This window comes from uncultured Gimesia sp. (genome assembly GCF_963976445.1).
Taxonomy (GTDB): Bacteria; Planctomycetota; Planctomycetia; order Planctomycetales; family Planctomycetaceae; genus Gimesia.
Genome location: NZ_CAXBKP010000014.1, coordinates 129,934 through 149,244, shown reverse-complemented (window position 1 = coordinate 149,244; position 19,311 = coordinate 129,934). Strand labels below are relative to the sequence as shown.

Annotated in this window: 19 protein-coding genes and 1 tRNA gene; 15 read left to right on the top strand and 5 right to left on the bottom strand. The window is 47.7% G+C overall.

The window, feature by feature from the left end; genetic code table 11:
• Nucleotides 1-37 precede the first annotated feature (37 nt).
• The 10 genes from AAC022_RS16470 to AAC022_RS16425 all read left to right on the top strand — a co-directional run bounded on the left by AAC022_RS16470 (nt 38) and on the right by AAC022_RS16425 (nt 8,676).
• The gene (locus AAC022_RS16470; RefSeq protein ID WP_339732719.1) at nt 38-280 is read left to right on the top strand and encodes a hypothetical protein; all 243 of its coding nucleotides are present in this window, start codon (nt 38-40) and stop codon (nt 278-280) included.
• Nucleotides 169-477, top strand: a complete 309-nt coding sequence (locus AAC022_RS16465; RefSeq protein ID WP_339732730.1) for an amidohydrolase family protein — start codon at nt 169-171, stop codon at nt 475-477. The genes AAC022_RS16470 and AAC022_RS16465 overlap by 112 nt, the downstream gene beginning before the upstream one ends.
• A 26-nt stretch (nt 478-503) precedes the next feature.
• The gene (locus AAC022_RS16460) at nt 504-995 is read left to right on the top strand and encodes a deaminase (protein WP_339732728.1); all 492 of its coding nucleotides are present in this window, start codon (nt 504-506) and stop codon (nt 993-995) included.
• Entirely contained in the window at nt 970-1,437 is a 468-nt protein-coding gene (locus tag AAC022_RS16455; RefSeq protein ID WP_339732718.1) for a hypothetical protein, read from the top strand. The genes AAC022_RS16460 and AAC022_RS16455 overlap by 26 nt, the downstream gene beginning before the upstream one ends.
• A gap of 270 nt (nt 1,438-1,707) precedes the next feature.
• Nucleotides 1,708-1,929, top strand: coding sequence for a hypothetical protein (locus AAC022_RS16450; RefSeq protein ID WP_339732714.1), 222 nt, complete (start codon nt 1,708-1,710; stop codon nt 1,927-1,929).
• Nucleotides 1,930-1,989: 60 nt separating this feature from the next.
• Nucleotides 1,990-2,664 (top strand): transposase, encoded by a 675-nt coding sequence (locus tag AAC022_RS16445; RefSeq protein ID WP_339732712.1) that lies wholly within the window; start codon nt 1,990-1,992, stop codon nt 2,662-2,664.
• Nucleotides 2,665-2,839: 175 nt separating this feature from the next.
• Nucleotides 2,840-3,040: a hypothetical protein gene (locus AAC022_RS16440; protein WP_339732711.1), complete on the top strand. Its 201-nt coding sequence runs from the start codon at nt 2,840-2,842 to the stop codon at nt 3,038-3,040.
• 325 nt (nt 3,041-3,365) lie between these two features.
• Entirely contained in the window at nt 3,366-4,439 is a 1,074-nt protein-coding gene (locus tag AAC022_RS16435) for a ParB N-terminal domain-containing protein (protein WP_339732710.1), read from the top strand.
• Nucleotides 4,440-4,514: 75 nt separating this feature from the next.
• Entirely contained in the window at nt 4,515-6,557 is a 2,043-nt protein-coding gene (locus AAC022_RS16430) for a bifunctional DNA primase/polymerase (protein ID WP_339732709.1), read from the top strand.
• A gap of 1,129 nt (nt 6,558-7,686) precedes the next feature.
• Complete coding sequence (locus AAC022_RS16425; RefSeq protein WP_339732708.1) at nt 7,687-8,676, top strand: site-specific integrase; 990 nt, start codon at nt 7,687-7,689, stop codon at nt 8,674-8,676.
• 1 nt (nt 8,677) lies between these two features.
• Here AAC022_RS16425 and AAC022_RS16420 read toward each other — a convergent pair.
• Together AAC022_RS16420 and AAC022_RS16415 are read right to left on the bottom strand one after the other, a co-directional pair.
• Nucleotides 8,678-8,751: transfer RNA gene (locus tag AAC022_RS16420), tRNA-Arg, on the bottom strand.
• A gap of 263 nt (nt 8,752-9,014) precedes the next feature.
• Nucleotides 9,015-10,415, bottom strand: a complete 1,401-nt coding sequence (locus tag AAC022_RS16415; protein WP_339732707.1) for a neutral/alkaline non-lysosomal ceramidase N-terminal domain-containing protein — start codon at nt 10,413-10,415, stop codon at nt 9,015-9,017.
• 454 nt (nt 10,416-10,869) lie between these two features.
• Between AAC022_RS16415 and AAC022_RS16410 the strand changes: the two genes are divergently transcribed.
• Entirely contained in the window at nt 10,870-11,820 is a 951-nt protein-coding gene (locus AAC022_RS16410; protein ID WP_339732706.1) for a hypothetical protein, read from the top strand.
• 13 nt (nt 11,821-11,833) lie between these two features.
• Here AAC022_RS16410 and AAC022_RS16405 read toward each other — a convergent pair whose 3' ends face one another.
• Together AAC022_RS16405 and AAC022_RS16400 are read right to left on the bottom strand one after the other, a co-directional pair.
• Nucleotides 11,834-12,856 carry a hypothetical protein gene (locus tag AAC022_RS16405; protein WP_339732705.1) on the bottom strand — a complete coding sequence of 341 codons (1,023 nt, stop codon included), beginning with the start codon at nt 12,854-12,856 and terminating at the stop codon, nt 11,834-11,836.
• A 415-nt stretch (nt 12,857-13,271) separates the two neighbouring features.
• A complete protein-coding gene (locus tag AAC022_RS16400) occupies nt 13,272-13,544 on the bottom strand; it encodes a hypothetical protein (protein WP_339732704.1) in 273 nt (90 codons plus the stop codon).
• 132 nt (nt 13,545-13,676) lie between these two features.
• On the opposite strand from AAC022_RS16400, the gene AAC022_RS16395 reads away from it, so the two are divergent.
• The 3 genes from AAC022_RS16395 to AAC022_RS16385 all read left to right on the top strand — a co-directional run bounded on the left by AAC022_RS16395 (nt 13,677) and on the right by AAC022_RS16385 (nt 17,448).
• On the top strand, nt 13,677-15,062 hold the full coding sequence (locus tag AAC022_RS16395) for a hypothetical protein (RefSeq protein WP_339732703.1): 1,386 nt from the start codon (nt 13,677-13,679) through the stop codon (nt 15,060-15,062).
• A 290-nt stretch (nt 15,063-15,352) separates the two neighbouring features.
• Nucleotides 15,353-16,297 carry a dienelactone hydrolase family protein gene (locus tag AAC022_RS16390; protein ID WP_339732701.1) on the top strand — a complete coding sequence of 315 codons (945 nt, stop codon included), beginning with the start codon at nt 15,353-15,355 and terminating at the stop codon, nt 16,295-16,297.
• A 23-nt stretch (nt 16,298-16,320) separates the two neighbouring features.
• Nucleotides 16,321-17,448 (top strand): M20 family metallopeptidase, encoded by a 1,128-nt coding sequence (locus AAC022_RS16385; RefSeq protein WP_339732698.1) that lies wholly within the window; start codon nt 16,321-16,323, stop codon nt 17,446-17,448.
• 15 nt (nt 17,449-17,463) lie between these two features.
• Here the strand turns inward: AAC022_RS16385 and AAC022_RS16380 are convergent, their stop codons facing one another.
• Nucleotides 17,464-18,648 (bottom strand): hypothetical protein, encoded by a 1,185-nt coding sequence (locus AAC022_RS16380; RefSeq protein ID WP_339732696.1) that lies wholly within the window; start codon nt 18,646-18,648, stop codon nt 17,464-17,466.
• 316 nt (nt 18,649-18,964) lie between these two features.
• Between AAC022_RS16380 and AAC022_RS16375 the strand changes: the two genes are divergently transcribed.
• Nucleotides 18,965-19,243 (top strand): hypothetical protein, encoded by a 279-nt coding sequence (locus AAC022_RS16375; protein WP_339732693.1) that lies wholly within the window; start codon nt 18,965-18,967, stop codon nt 19,241-19,243.
• The last annotated feature ends 68 nt before the right edge of the window (nt 19,244-19,311 follow it).

The following is a 19,311-nucleotide window of genomic DNA, read 5'->3' as shown; positions in this document are numbered from 1 at the left end:
TGTGTTTCAACCACCAACATATTCAGGAGCGAGTGCAATGCCCGCATCCCAGCCAACACAACGTGCCGACCAGCGGCGGAACCCGGACCGTGAATCGTTCTGGCGAACAACGATTTCAGACCGCATGCAGTCCGGACTTTCGATCCGTGCCTTCTGTGAGCGTGAGGGATTGAGCGAACCAACTTACCACTACTGGGGACAGAAAAAGGTGTCAGGAACCTTTTTGTTGACGGCATTATCGCGACGGCAACGAAAGGGAACTGGCAACCCGAAGATCTGAAGCAGAACATCGATTTCTGTCTGGACACATTCGGGGAAGACCACATTTTCTTCGGCGGCGACTGGCCCGTCTGCACCTTAACGTCCTCGTACGAATCCTGGCTCAACGCACTCAAATGGATTGTGCAAGATCGACCCGAAGCATTTCAGCGAAAACTGTTTCACGACAATGCGGAAGCGTTTTATCGGCTGGGGTGATTAAAAAAGGTTCCTGACACCTTTTTCTGTCCACAGAAGGACTCAAAAATCTTAAAGAACTACGAGCAGAACTAAGTGAGACAATTGATAAATTTCGCACAGGCAAAAGAGGCATGCAAGAACTGGGGGATGTGATTCCTGTTAAGGGAGATGGTCTTGGAACAGTGGCTTATGTGGAAATTGAGGGGAATAAAATATTTGGTGTTAACTCGACTGCATTATTAAACGATGCTGACAAAAATCTTGGTCGAATGTGGCGTGAAAAGCTCAAATTTAGTGCTGGTCGGGCCCAGGCTTTATTTCATGCAGAAGCTCATGCATTAATGCGTGCATATGAAAAAACAGGTGGTAAATTGCCTTCTAAAATAACTCTATATGTTGATCGATTAACTTGTGGTCCATGTCAAGCATCGTTACCCAAATTGGCTGAATCTATGGGGATTGACCAATTAACTATTATAACTAAAAATGGACACGTTGGAGAGATTATTGATGGAAAATGGAAAGGTTGGAAATAGAATTATGCCTAGTTTTAATAATACTTTTATGACTTTTGCTAATGGTAGCTGTGATCCTAATAAGTGGAAGGAATACTTTTTGGATTATGAACCAGAAGTCTGGGATTCTGAAGGTGACGGGGTTCTACAATTTCGATCTGATGATAATAAGGAGTATTCACTTGTGATATCACACTGGTCAAATTTAGGATTCTTGCTGCAACTAACCTGTGATAATTTAGAGACTAAAAATCCTGAATATTGTTTATTTTCACTTAGTGACATAAGTAAGATAAATGACTTTGCAGAATTAGATGACCTGAAGTACCCAGTTGGATGTTTTCTTTCTTCAGAGAATACCTGGTTAGCTGTTGAAGATTTTCTAAATAATCCAGAACAACCTTCTTCACGTATTCAATGGATAGAGGATAGTGAAATAGAATGGCCTGAAAGTGTATACTAGTGTGGAAAGCAAAAGGGGGCAGCGACGAATGGGGCAGAAAAAGTGGTCAGCGACTGTCTTGAAGTTTGTCAAGAACAAAGCAAAAAAAGGTGTCAGTGACGAATGGCACTGTCATCTTTCACTTTGTGCGTACGTTGGTCTATGACAGAGACGAATATTTTGTAAAATCATTTCTGTCTGGAGTTGGTCTCGCTTTTTAACCGCTCCCGGCGATAATATTTTGAACCCTCCCTGGATCTTCTGTCACGAAATCACCAGGGAGGGTTTTTCATGGCTGTTAATTTATCTGAATCGTCGTCTCAAGGCAGCAGCAGTTTTCAACTGGTTCTCGATTCTTTTCTGTCGTCTGCAGGCTTACCGTTCTCAAAGCTGCTCTCTGCCAAACGCATCGCGCGGATCTTCGCCCGGCATAACGGATTATTTGGAACACACGGCGTTTATTCTACTGCGATCATGGTCTGGTCGTTTCTGGGACAGGTGTTGCGTGGATAGGAAAAGGGGTCAGGACTCTTTTCTCTTGTCATTCTCACTGGTTTCTGCTAGACTTGGGCCATGCCTAGACCCAAACGAATTTGTCCTGCCGGTGAAGTGTTTCATGTGCTGAACCGGTCTGTTGCGCGGCTGACTCTGTTTGAGAAGCCGGATGATTATGCTGCGTTCATGCGGGTGGTCGAGGAGACGTGGCAGAAGAATCCTCTGCCGATCTTTGCGATGTCGGTGATGCCCAACCACTGGCACTTTGTTGTGCGTCCCACGACGGATACTCAGTTGACAGAATTTTTCCAGCGGCTGACTGTGACCCACACCATGCGCTGGCACGCTCACTATGCAACCGGCGGCACCGGTCACCTCTACCAGGGACGGTTCAAGTCGTTCCCGATTCAATCAGACGACCATTTACTGACCGTGATGTGTTACGTTGAACGCAACCCGTTGCGGGCGAATCTGGTTAAGAAGGCAGAGGAGTGGGTGTACGGCTCCGCCTGGGCGCGGCAGCAGAAACAGGCCACGCCAGAATGGCTGGCGACGGTGAAGAATCCACGGCTGCCGCGACAATGGCGGGCGCTGTTGAATAAACCCCAGTCCGACGCAGAGCTGTCCGCCATAAGAAAATGTATCGTGAGAGGCACCCCCTTCGGCAATGAAAAATGGACCAGCAACACGGCTGTGAGACTCTCACTGGAAAGCACCACCCGCCCCCGCGGAAGACCACGGAAACCACTATGAATGCAATATATGAACAGACAATCAACCAGACTATTTTGGGGTCACGATATTAATTGGAAAAACCACAGCATTTAGTGTAAAATACAATTGACTACTACCAGATATCGATTAGTATGGAGTCAACCCTTAGGGATGTTCTAGGGCTTCTATCTCTTTAGCAGAAGGAATTTGCTACATGGAAGGAACTGGTGGAGCAATTGAAAGTGGTAAGGCTTACACGCTGGCCCGCTTTATGGAGATCACCGGAATTCGTCGATTCGCATTGGACACGGTCCGCAGAAATGGCCTTGTTGTCCGCAAAGCAGGACGCCGCTGTTTTGTCCTGGGTCAAGATTTTCTTGACTATCTCAAGTTACCCCAAGCTGCTCAGAGTTAATCTGCGCCTCTCGGTGATTATTTCCCTGTCCGCCTGGAGGTGGCCGCGTGATACCCGCTGTAGGTGGTATCGACAGATTTTTAAATCCGCGTTTCTATCTTGCGTAATTGATCGTTTTGATTGTGCTATCAAATTCGATTGTGTGTAGTCCGTTCGTAGAGAGCGTACGGACTGACTCGACTTGTAATTCTGCAATTGTGATTGGATGAACTGTGTAGCCTTAATTAAACCGGGGGAGTGGTACGCCTGGTGGAATCTAATTCTGACTGCACGTGACATCTAATCTAAGATTGCTTTCTGAATCCATTAAACAAGGATGAACCTCTTGGTAACAGAACCAATTGAAACAGCGACTCCAGACACCGAAAACTCAGAATTGGGACTAGTCCCAGTTTCGGAAATAACAAAAATGGGACTAGTCCCAAAGTCAGATCAAATCCAATACATCGATATCGATTCCGTGACCCCGAGTCCTGAAAACGACACGATATACAAGCCCGTTGATCCAGAAGACCCTGAAATCATTAAGCTATCGGACTCCATTTGGAATGAGGGTGTTCTTGACCCCATTATCTACACTTCGGACGGCTACATAGTCTCGGGACATAGGCGGCACTGCGCAGCTCTTCTCGCTGGTCTGGAAGTGATTCCGGCTATCTTGTCTGATATCAGGCGAGGGGACGATATAGATGCATTTACGGCACGCTTGGCAGAACACAACAGGCAACGCAAAAAAACATTTGATGAAGAGGTACGGGAAGAGTTAGCGCGTCAGAACCCCCAAGCAGCGTACCAATCGTTGATCGAAGAACGTCAAAAAACTGGTTGCACTACTGAAGCCTTTATCATTGAAGGGCAAAAGGTACGTTCCAGTATTTCAGGTGCAAAAGTACCTTTTCTAAAGGCGGTGATTGAGGCTATCCGTGAACGTCGAAACTATTTGCCTCTGAGTGTTCGCCAGATCCATTATGCACTTCTCAACGATCCACCGCTAAAGCATGCCAGAAAGCCAGGTTCCATTTATAAGAATGATAAGCAGAGCTATAAGAGTCTGACTGATCTGGTAGCGAGAGCTAGGCTAGAGGGTTCAATTTCAATGAATGCGATTGCAGACCCCACACGGCCCGTTTCTTGTTGGAGAACCTATGATGGCCCTCAGACTTTTGTTGAATCGCAGTTTCAAAACTTCATGAGTGGGTATGGCAAGAATGTATTTGAAGTCGAGGCACTGAAGCCTGAACAGTTAGAAGAAATCCTAAAAGAAGCAATCGACAGGGTGATTGATACGGATTTATTTAATCGTGAATTGGCGCAGGAAGAGGTAGACGCCAATAAGATCATTGCATTTAAAAAAGTCGTTCGTAAATCAATGATGGGTAAAACAAACTTAGTAAATTAGCATCAGAAGGGAGCCCCCTTAAGTACAGGGGGCTCTTCTTTTTTCTTTCATGTTAGGAATGAAATGGAAAGCGGAATGATTACCCAAAACAATATATTCTTACAAACGGCTCTCGAATATGCAGGACTGGGTTACTCAGTCTTCCCCTGTGGTTGTGGCGATAAAAAGCCTCTCACTCCAAACGGCTGCATTGATGCCACCACTGATGAAGATCAAATCATCGAATGGTGGGAACAAAATGTTTTTGCCAATATCGGCGTTTCTACCAATGGGCTCTTAGTCGTTGATATCGACGGTTCTGGTAACGAATGGTTGACCAACCGCCAGATTATGGACGACCTGTCTCACGGTGCTATGTCACAAACGCCTAGTGGTGGTCGGCACTTTATTTTCAGGCAGCCACCAAACGGCGAATTCAGGAATACGACTGGCAAGCTGGCCCCTAAGGTCGATACAAGGGCAGACGGTGGTTATATCGTTGCTCCGCCGTCTCGGATCAAAGACAAAGCGTATGAATGGCTTCCGTCTTATGAATTGGATGAACCGCTTGAGAGCCTTGCTGAGGCCCCTGCGTGGATTGTTGAGAAGCTGAAAGAGGTGGCCCAGGAAGGATTAGATCTGGGATGGGAAGACACCCCGATCCCAGATGGAAAGCGAAATGCCACGCTATCTCGTATTGGCGGGAGTATGCGCCGGATAGGTCTCGGGGAGTCAGAGATTGCTGGGGCTCTGCATGTAGTTAATCAGAATCGATGCACTCCACCACTTCCAGAACCAGAGGTTCAGCGTGTGGCAGCTAGTATTGCCCGCTACACCCCGGATCAAATTGGTAAGGGATACGTTCACGGTGATGGCGAAGAATTCGTTGAACCAAAGTCAAAGACAGCAGAAGATCCAGGGCCGTTTCCAGATGAGCTATTAAACGTCACCGGTTTCATCGGTGACGTGATGAAATACAATCTGGATGGTGCGTTTAAGCCTCAACCCGTGCTTGCCCTTGCTGCTGCTATCGCTCTAGTCGGCACCTTGACGGGAAGAAAAATTTCAGACCGATTCGGGACACGTACCAACGTGTATTGTTTAAGTGTGTGCAAGTCGGGAGGCGGAAAAGAGCGAGCCCGGCAGGTCAACAAAGAAATCTTATTCCAGTCTGGAGCAGGAGAACTGATTGGTCCGGAAGGTTTGGCCAGTCATGCAGGACTCGTGACGGCGGTTGAAAAACAGAACTGCCAGCTTTTGCAGTTGGACGAAATCGGCAGGATGATTAAAACACTTGCCAATGCGAGTAGTTCTCCACATCTTTACCACATCGCCACCGTTCTTATGAAAATGTTTACGAGTGCGAACTCGGTTTACATTGGCGACGCCTATGCGGACTCTAGTAAAAACAAAGCGATTAATCAGCCTCACGTGTGCTTATACGGCACCACAGTGCCGCAGAGTTTGTACGAGGGCTTAACATCGGAAAACCTGACAGACGGCTTTCTGTCACGAATGATGATCTTTGAGACAGCGAATCACGACCCAAGGCCACAGCAGGTTTCGATCTATGGTGTCCCCAACAGTATCAAAGCGGTTGCAGCAACTTGGTTTCAGTTCGCCCCTGGTGGGAATCTGGGACGCGAAAACCCAGGCCCTGAAGTAGTGGGATATGATTCGGATGCAGAAGATATTTTCCAGCAACTGGAGGAAATTGCTTACAACGAGCGCAAAACTGATAATGATACGATTTCCTCAATGTGGACGCGGACTGTTGAGAAAGCACGTAAACTGGCCTTGATTTTTGCCTGTTCAGAGAACACACAATCACCACGAGTAAACTTAGCGGCGGCAGAGTGGGCTTGCAGTCTCAGTCAGTACCTGACACGGAAAATGATCTTCACGGCTTCCGACTGGGTTTCTGAAAATCCATTCGATGCGATGACCAAAAAAGTTCTGAGAGTCATCAAAGCGGCAGGTAGGAAAGGAATCACAAAGTCGGGGCTTACCAGCAAGACAAGAGGTATCAGAGTGAGAGACCGCAACGAAATTATTGAATCACTTACTTTGAGTGGTGATATCCGATGTGAAGAGATAAAGACCATAACAAACAAGAAGAACGTGTACCTCTCGATATGAGTCATTGAAATTCTGTAATAATTGTAATTTTTGTACCCACCTTTGAGGGGCTTATAAGAGAGGAAAAGAGATATCTATAACAGGGATACAATTATTACAAATATTCATTCTTTACAATATTTAGTTCATGTTCTCTCTATACATTCAGTGTTTTCTGGGGATCGAATCTTTGTATTTCGAACAGTAATTATTCGACAACTTTTCCAAATATTCAGGACAAAAATTGATGACGATAACCACAAGTCAGCATAAGGAGAAAGCATAATTTGAGCAGAGCGACATTAGGAGTATGGCATGTTACCCAATGCAGGAGCAAAATGGTTGGACCGTCTTTCGACATGATGCCAGTGACCCAGTTAGCATTATATCATTTCCGGCCAGATGCTAACGTTGAATTGAGAAGTGAGCTACCCAGTTCGTCTATGATTATTAAGTTTCATCAAAGGGCTGAATGAACCGGCATTCCAGGATGTTCCTGACTTTTAAAGTCGTCGAAGGGGAGCGTAGGTACTATATCGAAATGGAAAAATCTCTGAGTAATATAGAAGCTATCGCGTTTTGTGTGTGTCTTTCCTTCTTTTTTGGCTGTCTGGACTTCCCCAGAAATAGTGGGGACCTGTTGTACTCCGTGGAACGACAGAAGGCCCTTGCGGTCGGACCGATAAAGTAAGAACTTTATAATGTATCCCCGAGGTTCTGATTGACCATTACGAATCACTTACGCATAATCAAGCCGCGGTCACCTGAACATTGGGTGAGTTTTCTAAAATTGAGACTTGTCCCAATTTCAACCACAATCGCGCTGAAGGGAGTGAAACGCGATTGATTCTCCGGCGAAGGATACCGTCCTATAACACGAGATTGTGAACGAGAAAGGGAAATACGAGCGATGGCAGCTATTAAATTGATCCTCTTCAAGAGAGATAACAGCAAGAATTTTTATGTGAAATGGGTTGATCCTGTCACATTGCGGGAACGTCGTAAAAGCACCAAAACAAAAATCAGACGGGAAGCGGAACGGTTTGCCCTGCGTTTAGAGAAAGAATTAAATGAGGGTGTCTATTACGACCGATCAACGATTACCTGGAAGCAATTTCGCGAGCGATATGAAACAGAAGTTGTCCCGGGTATGGCGAAGCGAACCAGCGAAAAAATATCTGCCACATTGAATGCCGTTGAAAGAATTGTTCGCCCTCGCTTGCTTTTACAGGTAGACGCGAACGCAATCAGTAAGATTGTTAAACACCATCGCAAAGATGGGTTACAAGAAATCACAATTCGTAGCAATCTGGCTCATCTGAAGTCTGCTTTGAATTGGGCAAAATCAATCAAGTTGATTACTGTCGTTCCGGACTTTCCAAAGCTCAAGAGAGCCAGAACAGAGAAAGCCATGCGAGGACGCCCTCTCTGTCTGGAAGAGTTCGAGCGCATGCTGGCAGCTGTTTCTGAAATATGTGGGGAGAAACAGGCGGATTCATGGCGTTTCTATCTCTGGGGATTATGGTGCTCCGGTTTGCGTTTAGCAGAGTCACTAGAATTATATTGGGACCGGGAAGACAGGCTTTCAATTGACCTGACTGGTAAGTACCCGATGCTACGAATCAGGGCAGAGGCAGAAAAGGGGAATAAAGACCGATTGCTACCCATCGTACCTGAATTTGCTGAGTTCCTAGAAGCTGTTCCACTAGAGAAAAGAATTGGCCCCGTGTTCAATCCCCAAGCCCAAAAGAAACGCGGGAAAAGATTACTTGCATCTACTGTTTCAAAGAAAATTGCCGACATCGGAGAAAGAGCAAATATCGTTGTTGGAGACATCGGGAACAAAGACAAAAAAACAGGACAGAGAAAACGTCGCTTTGCTTCTGCCCATGATCTGAGAAGATCTTTCGGTGAGCGATGGTCTTTAAGAGTGATGCCTCAAGCACTAATGCAGCTCATGCGTCACGAGAGCATGGAAACAACGCTCAAATTTTACGTGGGCAGGAACGCAGAAAAAGTGGCAGAATCAATCTGGAATTCAGCTGCAGACTTAGGTACCAAAACAGGTACCAGTGAATTAAAGAGCGTTGAAACACAAAAGAGAAATCTCAATAAACCACTACAACATAAAGAGTTATAAATACGCCCGGGAGGATTCGAACCTCCGACCTACGGATTAGAAGTCCGTTGCTCTATCCAGCTGAGCTACGGGCGCTTGTGTTTCTTTATGACTCTGTTCAGGCGAATTCAGTTCGCGCTGAAGAATCCTCATAACTTGGTTCGCGATTTTAACTTGAAAGTGCTTTTATTCTCAATACTTACAACACACAATGCAGGACTGGATTTCAAAAAAAATGAACTTCCTGCTGCCAATCTTTGTGAAATCGTGCGAAATGTCAGGCTGGGGCGGCTTGAGGGACTTGATTTTGATGAAACGTGATCGCGGCCAAGCTAACGTCAATCAAGTCATGCGGAACATTACCGGGCCTGTTTCACCAGTTCGTGTATCCGGCGGATTAGAAGTTCTTCGGTCCCTTTGGCCCAGGGGCCCGGCTGATTGTAATAGATCATGGAAAAATCATATTCATAGCCGCCTTCATCCCGCATGCGTTCTGATGCCACATAACCAAATACATCGTTGGCGTAGGCGTTGACCCAGACGTTTTCGCTTTTGATTTCTTGCTTGAGACGCAACGCATAATCAACGACGACTTCGCCACCCAGAAAAACCATGGTGAGCTGATTCCCGAACTTCCAGACCTGAACCGGAGCCGGGTACGTTTTGGGAAGCTGTCCTGCCGTTTTAATCACGTCCAGCATGTTCTTTGCGTGCTGTTTCACCTGAGGGCGTGGATGCTCTAAAGCCTGCTTCAATACACTTTCCAACGGCGCATCAATGGGTAGATTGGCAAAACCGAATGCGGTCTGCAGTTCCGCCGTCAATTCCTGGCCGGGTTGCTTCAGGAGCCGATTGACTTCCAGCGCAATCGCGCGTCCATGTCCAATCGCCAGATCTTTCGCGACATCTTTTTTGCCCCGCACCGGGTTTTGATCCGCACCACAGCCAATCGTACAAATGGCGACGATATCGCCGTGCTGTTCTTCAATATATTTTGCAGCGTAGCCGGCCCAGTCACCATTCAAGCGATTGTAGTCACTCCCAAACGTCGTGCAGTGACAGGCATAGTTAAATATCAGACCACGTAATTTTCCAGCTTCGTCGGTTACTTTGATGATCGGCAGACTATGATCAACGGGGCCGTCCGGGTTCACGCCGAATCCGGTCCATTTCCCGTCCTTTAACACACGGCGATTCTGTGCAAAACCGACCTTACCCGTGACGATTGACATTTTCCCGGGTCGCAGATTTTGAATCGCTGCACCGACTGTCTTGACGATGCGTGCTTCGACAGAGTCCCAGTATTTCTGCGCTGCCTGCTGTTCTGATTCGGTCAGCGGGGTCGAAAATATATTCGATAACCCTTCCACCGGCTGGGGAGACGTATGCGAGTGCGTACTGCAAACCATCAGTTGATCGCGGTTCACGCCATACTTCTGTTTGACCTGCTGCGCGATGCGATCAATAAACGAGGCGGCGAAGCCAATTGAATCGAGTGAGACCAACGAGCAGACTTTTTGATCCGGCGTCTGAATGGCAATCGCACGAATATAAAGTGGTTCATCGATGCCCTCATACACTTTGGCCCGATTTCCATAACCCGACAGGCGCAAGGGCACTTCCGGTGTAATCTCTGTTTTCGCAAACCCAAACGAATAGGCAGCCTCTGCTGCCGGTAACCGGTTCTGGGAGACAAGCCCGATTCCCAAAACGAAAACAAGCACACAACAAAGAACGTGTTTTAACATCAATGGCCGCATCGGAGTCTCCTGGAAGTCAGACACATTTCTTGACAAGATGACTTTGAAGGTATCTTGTCTTCAAGTATGGCATAAATCGTTGTCGATGTGAACCAGTTTGCATCTTGTTCGTGAATGGCTTCCCGATATTTCAGTCAGATTGAGAAAGAACAAAGCCCATTGATGCTGCGTTGTCGCGCCAGTAACAGTCACAGACCAATGAGCTTTGTCACGCAATTGACCTTTTCGAGTCTTTGATTTGTCTGATTTTTTATTTTCAAAAATACAAATTGATTCAAATCTGAAATTCACATTTTGTTATTTATACAGATCTTGCATTCCCTTTCTTTTCTGTATATCAGTATATACCTGAAGTTTTTTATTCATATTAAACTTGGAATGGTCAAAGCGGCAGCGCTTACTGCCGGGGCGAATTGAAATGCCTGAAAAAACTGCTTAAGGAGAGTTTGAAATCGTGCCAGAAGTCATCGCAACGTGCCCACACTGTCAGAAACGAGTGAAGCTCAAAAGTGAAAAAATGCTGGGCAAAAAAGTCAACTGTCGAAATTGTGAATCGCCTTTTGTACTGAAAGCAGACGGTGAGAATAAATCAAAAACGTCGCGCAAAAAGCAAGCAGTCAATTCAGAATCAGACGGTGATGATTTTTACGATTCGTCACAGATTCGGTCACGTCGTTTACGAAAAAAGAAAAGCAGCTCCAGTTCAAAAAGCGGCCCTCAAGAGACTCCGAAGAAAACGAAGTCCTCAAAGGAAGGCGATACGAAATTGCCTCTACCCCTTCTCATTGGTGGCAGCGTTTTGGGAATGTGTATCATGGCCGGTCTGGGCTACTTTGTCTATTCAAGGGGAAGTACTCTGAATCCGGGGGGCACTGCCAACAATAATGTTGTAGCACCAGCAAAGTTTGCCAAATTTGAGCCCGAAGTTGGTAATTTCGGCTGTGAATACCCGGAAAACTGGGCGGTCAAAAGTGGGGGCGGGCAGGGTGGCGTTCAAAGCTGGGCCAAATTTACTGCTCCCGATGAAAGCACCTCGATTTCCATTCGCGGAAACATGACAGGATCCGCTTTGGGAGGAGCAGGTCTGTCAATGAACCAGGGCGCTGACGACGAGATCGAACCTCCTGTCGTAGGCATCCATCATTTAATGAAAAAGAAATTTGCCGAAGATTACTCGAACTATCAGGAGATCGGCAATTTCCAGTTGTTCAAAACGAAAATGGGCGACACTTGCAGTTCTGTTTTTACCACCAAAAGCTTGCTCGGCGGCAAGAAAAAAGGATTACGCGTCACACTGCTGACCGGACGTGTCCAATTCAACCTGATCTGTCTGTGTGATGAGGCCTTGTTTGAAAAAATGCAGCCCGTCTTTGATCAGACCATAAAGACCATTCACGAAAAGTAAGCCAGCACCTGCGTTAACCCCAATTCCAGGCAAACCGTTTTTTGAAGTGGTGGTAGTACAAGCCAATCATCCGTAGCGAGACAATTTCCATATAGAGGACGATCGCCATCATCACAATGATTCCGACGAAACCTAACTGGATCGCTGCGATGGCGGTAAAGGTATAGACAACGGATGTCAAAAACATCCCGCCAGCAGTAAAGAAATACGAGGCTTTCGAACGCCAGATTGTCAGCAGCATCAGGTCGATGCGGAAGATGGTCTCGATCCCCCCGATGGCTACACACAACGCGAGAATCGGCCAGAAAAACAGGCCGAGACAATACAGAATCACAAAGACTCCCAGGTGAAATACCGGCAGCAAATCAACCACTTCCTCCGGTGTCAGAAAGGGCCCTGCGTCTTCGCCTAAATTGCTGAAAAACAGAAAGAGCGCGATCCCCAGATAGAGAAAAGCGGGCAAATGTACGAGCAGCCAGGTGCCCGCCCATTGCAACATCGGAATGAAGTAGCCTTCTTCTGGCGCTAACTCAGGCAACTCCTTACCGCCGGCCGCCGCTTCATAGATGACGCTGAAACGATAATTACTATACCATCCCAGAATAATGATATAGCCCATCAGCCCGATGCGGCCTCCAAACGGCAGAATCAGATCCCGCAGGCAAAGTAGTACCCAGATCATCACAAACGTAAACATGTTTGCTGGATCCAGGGGAAACAGGAACGTCGCGATCAAGTCTTGCGTGTAGTTATTTTCCTGTTTACGGGTCGCGGGGCCATCTTCATCCCCTTTATATTTTTCTGCTTCGACCATCGGCTTGCGAACAGGACGTCGAATCGTTTTTGATTTGGATTCCAGTTCAACCGCATCGGCGAGCAGGTTGGAGAAGCCGTCGTCGTCATCCCCATACTCAACCTCCGGCTCAGGAATTTTGATCGACTCCCCACACTCTTTGCAGCGCAGTCGCTTACCTGCCGCCTTATCAGGGGCTTTGTAGTTCTTCCCGCACATCCCACAGCTTACTTTGATCGTCATCCTGCTCGCTCACAAAAAGTTGCCACTCTGTAAAAGATGGGGTTGTTCCTGCGACAACGCTCATTTAATACCAATGGCTCAAATCGATTCGTAAATAATTCATTTGTATAGAAGGTAACGAATGGCAGTTCTGAGTGCGATCGTTTTCAATCGTAAAAACGGGAGTTCATACAAAGTCACCACAGAGCCATCACAAGAACCTGAAATGACTTTACTCATAATTGATTGATAACGAGAAACCACCTTCGCCAATAATTAATATTTCGACAATACAAATTTAAAACGAGCCATATGCAACAGGCGGTCGACGTGCATAGTTTTCGAGAGCTGTCAGTTCAAGAGGGCGTGAAGAAGCTTGGCGATGCTGGAGAAGTGAAAGTGTTATGCCTGGATCGATTTTCAGGTGCAATTGAGATTATAAAGACCACTCTTCGAAGTTAACTCCCAACAGATCCCGTGCCCGATTCTGCACCGCTTCCAGAGAGTCATGCCACGCATCCACAGTAAAATATCCTGCGGGGCTTAAGATTAGTAAATAACCGGAGTCGGAATCTCGTTGAATCCCCAATCTTACTTCACACTCCTGAAATGGTTCGTCCTCTGTTGCCTGTGCGACTAATCTCCCAGAATCAGCAGTGCCGAAAATACGTGAGCGTGTTGTACGTGTTGTAGCTGTCAATGTCTTCATTTTCTTCAGACTACAAAGATCAGGTAAATTTTTCTCGAGCACTCTGTCAAACGGTTTCACAATACACTTTTGTGCGGTATAAGCAATACTATCTCTTCATTAATCGCTTCTGAGATACACCAAGGCCAACCAATGATTGACTCACAGGATTATACAGACTGGTGCCGTTATGCAGGACTCTACCTGAATAATCACTCGCACGCTGAGCGATACCGGACTTACGAGCAGAAAATTTCCGAGACAGGGCTCATCACCCGGATTGTGCATGATTTCATTGAGGGTGCGGGGGACGCAATTGACCTGACCAACTGGCGGTCTTACTCGGTGTATGAAACCGGAAAGTATCTGAAATATCGAATTGAAAAAACCGCATTTGCATTTAGAGAAATTGGTGCGACACGGATTGCAGAGAAAATTCCAACTGCCGAAAATCGGTCCCCCATCAGCCAGCTAATGAAGGCCAGGGGTAATCTTCAAGAGCAGATGCAACAGATCGATCCCGCAGCAGCCCTGAATGAATTACGGAAGAATTTAGCAAATGAGTTTCCGGAGCTGGCTGACCAGGCGGGATACACGCCCGATAATTCGCCCCCCACTCCGGACGATCCGGAAATTGAAACCCTGTCGGAAATCAGAGTCCTGCTGGATGCATACGTCACCAGCCATCAAGAGGACCTGCAGTCCGATCTGGATAAACATGGCGACCCGCGACAGGCCCCCGCCTTTGATCCCGAAGCCCATCTGCAGGAACTGGAAACGCAGCGTCTGCGGGAAGCGCAGAGGGCAGCCCAGCTGGATGCGATTCAATCGCTGAAACGCCAGATGAAGAAGTTCGAACAACTCTATCAAAAAGTGGAGGGCAATTCAGCTAAACTGGTTTCCCACCGCCGGGAACTGACCGACCTCTACGAACAATACTCAGGTGACCAGACGGATCTGCTCCCGAAATTGCAAAGCTGTCTGGCTGAATGTGAGGAATTCCAGAAAAAATACAGTGATATTTTTCACCCGCAAATCACACAGGACCTTACGCTCCAGAAACGGATGGACGACTACGGCCCCTATAGCATCGATGAAGATTTTGAATGTAGCACGATTCGCGTCTCCTGGTCGAAGCCAGACGGATTCCAGAACGACTGGACCGACTTCAACGTCGATATTGAGTTTCAGCCGGGAGAAGATCAGCAAATCAGCCTGCTCCTGGACGCCATGGAGCGTCTGCAATCCCACCTCCTGCCTCTAGCGACGGACCTGAAACAGCAAATCGTAGACAGCTTTTCTGATTATTGGGTCGAGATGGACGAATTCGAGAAGTCCGAGTTTGACATCGATTATGATGACCAGGAAGTACCCGACTTCAACTCTCTCAAATCCTATATCGGCATCCCGAGAATCAATCTGACCGTTCCCGGATGGCCAGATGACGATGAGATTGTCATTGATGGCTATCTGGCCGTCGATTGGGATTGCGAACACGGACTCATGTTCGAATGGGAAGACATCCTGGAAACAGAGTGAATTCTATTCACGACAATTCCAGAGAATCACTTGAAACGCTTGCTCCGCAGCATACTGAGGTGAACCAAAGACTCAACTACCTCAAGAAATAACTGGAGAACACAATTCCCGAACTACTTGCCTACCTGAAACCAAACGGCATCGACACCAGTGGCGTCGAGTAAAAGATCATCCTGGGAAAGCAGTCGATCTTTTCAAATGTTCGCTTTCTTCCGCACACTCACCAAGGTATAAACAGAAATATATATGTTTTGCAAATCGCTTCCTGTTTAGCTCCTGGAGTGACCAACATGCCCCCCACTGATTTTCAAAAGAAGCTATTACAAGGTTTAGGTGGTGAGTGGCCTGAGCCGCCGGCGCTGAATGTCAAACACCTTGAGACGATCCAGAAAGACGGTTACCGAATTGAATCTTTGACCTACGAAGCCGAGCCCGGCGATGCGATTCCCGCGATGCTGCTGATTCCCGATATGGTTTCGCCCGCGCATCCTGCTCCGGCCGTCGCGGTCTGGCATCAGCATGCCGGTCAGTATCATCTGGGCAAAAGCGAACCGGCGGGGCTGGCGGGGAACCCGATGCATCACACCGGGGCCGCCCTCGCGAAAGAAGGATTCGTTGTCCTTTGTCCTGATGCCCTCTGTTTTGAAGAACGCCAGGATTCCACCGGCAAATTGAAAGCTGGCAAATTTGAACGCTTTGAATTTCTGCGGTATATCGTCGCCGGGAAGTGTATGGCCTGGAAAAATATCTTGGATATGAAACGGGCCATCGATTATCTTCAGAGCCGCCCGGAAGTCGTCGATGAAAAGATCGGCTGTTACGGTCACTCGATGGGCTCGACGCATACCTGGCTGGTTGGCCCCTGGGAGCCACGGATCAAGTGCCTGGTCGGAAACTGCTGTCTGCCGACTTATAAAGGCATTCATCGCGAGCATATGCTGCACTGTTTCCCTAACTTTATCCCCGGAATTTACGAGTATGGCGACACGCCCGACATCGCCGCGTTGATCGCGCCGCGTCCCTTCCATCTGAATTTTGGCGAACGAGACGGGGGCAGTCCGATCGATGAAGTCCGAAATGGTGTCAAAATAATTGCAAACAACTACGCTGCCAAGCATGCAGAAACGAATTTCACTTATTATATTGAAGAGGGTGCAGGGCACGTGCTCTCTCCCATAATGTGGGACAAGACCTTATCCCACTTCAAACGCCATTTGCTGTCTCAACAATCATAGATTCGAATTCGGAATTCTCTCCCATGGATGCACTCAGTTATACGAAGGAACTTGTGGCATTTGAGTCAACCAGTAACCTTTCCAATCTGGCAGTCAGCGATTATGTCCAAGCGGCTTTGAAAAGTCTGGGATTCGAAATCGAACGTCTGGAATATGACGATGCCAAAGGAGTTCGCAAAGCGAATATCATCGGTCGACGCGGACAAGGGCAGGGAGGCATGGCGTATTTCGCACACACCGATGTCGTACCCGCTGATCCCTGGTTCACGGACGAATTTGGACCTTTCACCCCGACCCTGAAAGACGACAAACTCTTTGGTCGTGGCAGTTGTGATATGAAAGGTTCGATCGCCTGCATGCTGGCCGCCGCCAAACAATATGTGGACCGCGATCTGAAACATCCACTCTATATTACCTGCACTGCAGATGAAGAAGTCGGCTATCACGGTGCCCGTCACGTCGCTGAAAAATCGAGCATCTACCGCGAAATGGTTGCCGGTGAAGCACACGGCATCATTGGCGAGCCCACACGTCTCGAAGTCGTATACGCTCACAAGGGGACCTATGGTTTCCAGGCCATCTCACACGGCCGGGCCGCCCATTCCAGTTTGAGTACCGGCATCAATGCCAATCTGGCGATGATCCCGTTCCTCGTTGAAATGAAAAAACTGTACGAGGAATGCATGACGGACCCCCGCTGGCAGAATGCAGAGTTTGATCCTCCTACTAACGGCTGGAATATTGGCATCAACGACCGGACCAATGCCGTCAATATTACGCCACCTCAAAGTATCTGCACGGTCTACTTCCGCCCCATGCCGGGACAGGATCCCGAAGAGCTGGTGACCCGTGCTCGCGCAGCGGCAGAACAATGTGGTATCGAATTCGAGTTCAAGTGTGGCGGACAACCCGTCTACACCGAACCGGACTCTCCCTTCGTAAACGAAGTGCTGCAGATTGCCGGTAAGGAACAGGCCAGGACTGTTTCTTACGGAACCGATGGCAGCCAGTTCACAGAGATGAAAAATATCGTGGTGTTCGGTCCCGGTGACATCGGACAGGCACATACTCACGACGAATTCATCGAACTCGAACAACTGGAGCAGGGGACCCAAAAGTTTGCCGCACTCATTGAAAACTGGTGCTGCTAAGACACACCAATTGCCTCAAGGCACTTTGGGTGTTGTGCCATTATTAAACAGTGCCGGATCAAAGGGATCAGTGGGCTTCTCCTTCACCAGTTCGTTGATCTGTTGATCTGACAGTTTTTTCGGTTCAAAACCGCTGATCAGCGAAATGTCGCCTTTCAGAGGAACTGGTTCAGCTTCCATCGCCACTTGCTGCACTGCTTGCTGTACTGGGTTCTTTGATTGTATTGCGGCTGCCTGCTCCAACAGATTCTCTTTCGCCTGCCCCTTGCGGCGTTGCGCACGACGCGTCAAACGATCTACCCGCATTTGATCCTGCTGCAAGCGATCCGCCACGACGTCCCCCACCCACTTTTGAATGAGCTGCTTCTGCTTTCGCCCGGCGTATCCGGAATAAACTTTAATTCCCTGCTGGAGATGCGCTTGCTCTGGTTGGACCAGCAACTGGCTGCGAGCGGCTTCATCCAGGTCAACCCATTTCATCACCTCGGCCAGATTTTTCTCTGCATAAATCCGATGGTTCCCGTAACGGCGGCTGACCTGTGTCAAACGAAATTCTGATTTAGCAGCACTTCCATGGCAACTCGCATTACCGCATTTATTCAACAGAATCGGCTGAATTTTTCGCACAAAAATAGCCGACTGTTCGCGTGAGATTCCCGATAAGGATGTCGCCTCTTCAGACTGGGACAGCTGTTTCTTCAGAATCGTCTCTTTGATTTTTTCTTCGACCGTTGGCTGATTGTTGGCGGAAGGTTGTGTTAACCTGCGTAACATCAACTGTGGTTCCGAGCGTTTGGGTTCCAGTCGGATCGCATCTCTTAATTCCGCTTTTGCTTCAGCGTATAACTTATTTGTAATACACCAGCGTGCGAGATCCAGGTGTGAATTCGCCGTTGGAAATTTCATCGAATTTCGCTGTTTGACATAAAGCTCATGCAGGTCGTTCGCTTCGAACAGCACACTTTCATACGGAACCAGTATATTGCCGGCCGGGTTGTTCACAAAATAGCCGCCCGCACTTTCGCTAATTTTTCCTGAAAGGATTCTGCCGGTACTCATTAACAGCACAGAAGTTTTGCTCGCTTGAGTCGACTCCTGAGCCAGAAGCGAAGAGGGAGTCCCCAAGCCGATTAATACCAGACAAAGTGAGAGCAATTTCATCGAAAGCGAAAATGGAATTTGAAAGGAATGATTCTTCATTTTAAATCACTGACTTCTGTGAGAAACACGCAGACGGCAGACTCAGCCGTACCGCTTGAGACTTACCTAAGGTAATGAGTCATTAGGACTTATGATTTTTGACAGAAACAGAATATGGGAGAGGCACTGGGAGGATCGTTTGAGACACGTCTCATATTCGATTTTGCATTTTGGGTCAAGCCGGGTTTCCGCCAGGCGTTTGGTAACCTCGGATTGCCTGCGGTTGCTTTCCATTGAAAACCGGTCAGAATAGGCTTTGAATTTCCGGGGTGCGACTGCCCTGTATTCTAAACACTTTTCATTGCGGACACCTTTTATGAGTGACGAAAGCCACTATTTAGACGAACTCATCGGGAAGACGATCGTGGTCGATCTTTCCAGCCTGTATGTGATCGCAGGCACTTTGATCGGGCAGGACCAGCATTATCTAGTTCTGGAAGATGCGGATGCTCATGACCTGCGAGATACAACAACGACCCGCGAATTATACGTCCACGAAATGGGTATGCACGGCGTTGCCGTGAACCGAAAACGAATTCTGATTTCCAGAATGGAAGTTGTCTCGCTCTCGGCGCTGGAAGATATTATTCGCTAGCTCACAACAAACTGGTAAAACAGCACTCACAAAACAAAAATCCCCGCAGAGCATTTACCCTGCGGGGA

What these genes read in the sequence shown, in the direction of transcription:
- AAC022_RS16385 (WP_339732698.1), top strand. Translation starts at nt 16,321, where the DNA reads ATGGATGCACTCAGTTATACGAAGGAACTTGTGGCATTTGAGTCAACC.
- AAC022_RS16395 (WP_339732703.1), top strand. Translation starts at nt 13,677, where the DNA reads ATGATTGACTCACAGGATTATACAGACTGGTGCCGTTATGCAGGACTC.
- AAC022_RS16400 (WP_339732704.1), bottom strand. Translation starts at nt 13,544, where the DNA reads ATGAAGACATTGACAGCTACAACACGTACAACACGCTCACGTATTTTC.
- AAC022_RS16445 (WP_339732712.1), top strand. Translation starts at nt 1,990, where the DNA reads ATGCCTAGACCCAAACGAATTTGTCCTGCCGGTGAAGTGTTTCATGTG.
- AAC022_RS16405 (WP_339732705.1), bottom strand. Translation starts at nt 12,856, where the DNA reads ATGACGATCAAAGTAAGCTGTGGGATGTGCGGGAAGAACTACAAAGCC.
- AAC022_RS16390 (WP_339732701.1), top strand. Translation starts at nt 15,353, where the DNA reads ATGCCCCCCACTGATTTTCAAAAGAAGCTATTACAAGGTTTAGGTGGT.
- AAC022_RS16430 (WP_339732709.1), top strand. Translation starts at nt 4,515, where the DNA reads ATGATTACCCAAAACAATATATTCTTACAAACGGCTCTCGAATATGCA.
- AAC022_RS16440 (WP_339732711.1), top strand. Translation starts at nt 2,840, where the DNA reads ATGGAAGGAACTGGTGGAGCAATTGAAAGTGGTAAGGCTTACACGCTG.
- AAC022_RS16375 (WP_339732693.1), top strand. Translation starts at nt 18,965, where the DNA reads ATGAGTGACGAAAGCCACTATTTAGACGAACTCATCGGGAAGACGATC.
- AAC022_RS16470 (WP_339732719.1), top strand. Translation starts at nt 38, where the DNA reads ATGCCCGCATCCCAGCCAACACAACGTGCCGACCAGCGGCGGAACCCG.
- AAC022_RS16450 (WP_339732714.1), top strand. Translation starts at nt 1,708, where the DNA reads ATGGCTGTTAATTTATCTGAATCGTCGTCTCAAGGCAGCAGCAGTTTT.
- AAC022_RS16415 (WP_339732707.1), bottom strand. Translation starts at nt 10,415, where the DNA reads ATGCGGCCATTGATGTTAAAACACGTTCTTTGTTGTGTGCTTGTTTTC.
- AAC022_RS16425 (WP_339732708.1), top strand. Translation starts at nt 7,687, where the DNA reads ATGGCGAAGCGAACCAGCGAAAAAATATCTGCCACATTGAATGCCGTT.
- AAC022_RS16380 (WP_339732696.1), bottom strand. Translation starts at nt 18,648, where the DNA reads ATGAAGAATCATTCCTTTCAAATTCCATTTTCGCTTTCGATGAAATTG.
- AAC022_RS16455 (WP_339732718.1), top strand. Translation starts at nt 970, where the DNA reads ATGGAAAATGGAAAGGTTGGAAATAGAATTATGCCTAGTTTTAATAAT.